This is a genomic window from Leucobacter sp. M11 (assembly GCF_035726885.1).
GTDB lineage: Bacteria > Actinomycetota > Actinomycetes > Actinomycetales > Microbacteriaceae > JAPFRB01.
This window is the reverse complement of sequence record NZ_JAPFRB010000006.1, coordinates 134,148-135,615: the sequence shown is the minus strand read 5'-3', so window position 1 is coordinate 135,615 and position 1,468 is coordinate 134,148. Positions and strand designations below refer to the sequence as shown.

1 protein-coding gene and 1 pseudogene are annotated in these 1,468 nt (G+C 74.7%); one reads left to right on the top strand and one right to left on the bottom strand.

Annotated elements, in window-relative coordinates; genetic code table 11:
* Window positions 1–171: 171 nt before the first annotated feature.
* Window positions 172–1,131, top strand: a complete 960-nt coding sequence (locus OOT08_RS17670; protein ID WP_325094178.1) for an ABC transporter substrate-binding protein — start codon at window positions 172–174, stop codon at window positions 1,129–1,131.
* On the opposite strand, the pseudogene OOT08_RS17665 reads toward OOT08_RS17670, so the two are convergent.
* Window positions 1,128–1,468: pseudogene (locus tag OOT08_RS17665) on the bottom strand (hypothetical protein); the annotation flags it as partial. The gene OOT08_RS17670 and the pseudogene OOT08_RS17665 sit on opposite strands and share 4 nt — an antisense overlap.

Sequence of the window (1,468 nt, the reverse complement as noted above, 5' to 3'; positions counted from 1 at the left end):
GTGCCTCATGCTGCTCGGCCGGGCCGTGACCCCCGCCGGGGTTCGCGCCACGAACGGTGCGCCCCGCCGCGCCGGCCGCGCCCGGGCCCCACAGCGGCAAGCGCCCCCGGGCGACCGCGCCCCGGACCCGACTGTTCCCCATCCCAACCGCTCCGCAGAGAGGACCCCAGCATGACCGTTACACCGCACGCGCGCGGCCTCCGCCGCGTCCTCAGCCTGACCCTCGTCACCGGCCTCGCCGCCGCGCTCGTGGCCTGCTCCTCCGGCAACCCCCTGGAGGCCGAGCCCGAGGCGTCCTCTGGCTCGGCCGGGGGCTCCTCGATGCTCCGCATCGGCTCGGCCGCCTTCGCCGAGAACGAGATCATCGCCCAGATCTACGCGCAGGCGCTCGCCGGCTCCGGCATCGACATCGACTTCGCCGGGCAGATCGGGCAGCGCGACGTGATCCTGAAGGGCCTCGACGACGGCTCGCTCGACATCGTGCCCGAGTACAGCGGCAATCTCCTGCAGGCCCTCGACCCGGATGCCGCGACCGGCTCCCCCGCCGAGGTGCTCGAGGCGCTGCCCGCGGCCCTCCCCGAGGGGCTTGCCGTCCTGGACGCGGCCGAGGCCGCGAACGCCGACAGCTACGTCGTCACCCCCGAGTTCGCGGCCGAGCACGACGTGTCGAGCCTCGCGGATCTCGCCGGTCTCTCGATTCCGCTCGCGGTCGGGGGCAACCCCGAGCTCGCCCAGCGCCCCTACGGCCCGCCCGGGCTGAGCGCGGTGTACGGGGTGGACGCGGCGACCCTCACGTTCACGCCCATCAGCGACTCGGGCGGCCCGCTCACGCTGGCGGCGCTGCTCGATGGCTCGGTGCAGCTCGCCGACATCTACAGCACCACCCCGTCCATCGCCGAGCATGACCTCGTCGTCCTCGACGATCCCGAGAACATGATCCTGGCGCAGCAGGTCGTCCCCCTGCTCAGCGAGCGCGCGAACACCCCCGAGGTGCAGCGGGTGCTGAACGAGGTGTCCGCCGAACTGACGACGGAGGACCTCATCGCGATGAACGCCCGCAGCCAGGGTGAGGAGAAGGCGAGCGCCCAGGTGATCGCCGCGGACTGGCTCCGCGAGCGCGGGCTGGGCTAGGCCCGCTGGGGGTCGCGGGTGCGCACCGGCAGACCCGCGACCCCCGCGGCGGCGAGCACCGCGGCGCACCCGCACGCGAGCTGGCCCGCGAGCAGGAGCATGGGGCCGTTCTCGGCCTGACCGATGAGGGCGAGCAGGAGCGCGAGCACCGCGAGCGCGCCCACGCCAACGCCGAGCCAGCCGAGCCAGCGCCCGGTGCGGGCCGCTCCGTCCGGCCGGGCCGCGGGGAGCAGGAGCGCGCCGATCGCCGCGGCGAAGGCCGCGAGTGTGATCCCCCCGATCACGTCGCTCGGGCGGTGCCAGCCGTAGGCGAGCAACTGCCAGGACACCCAGGCGA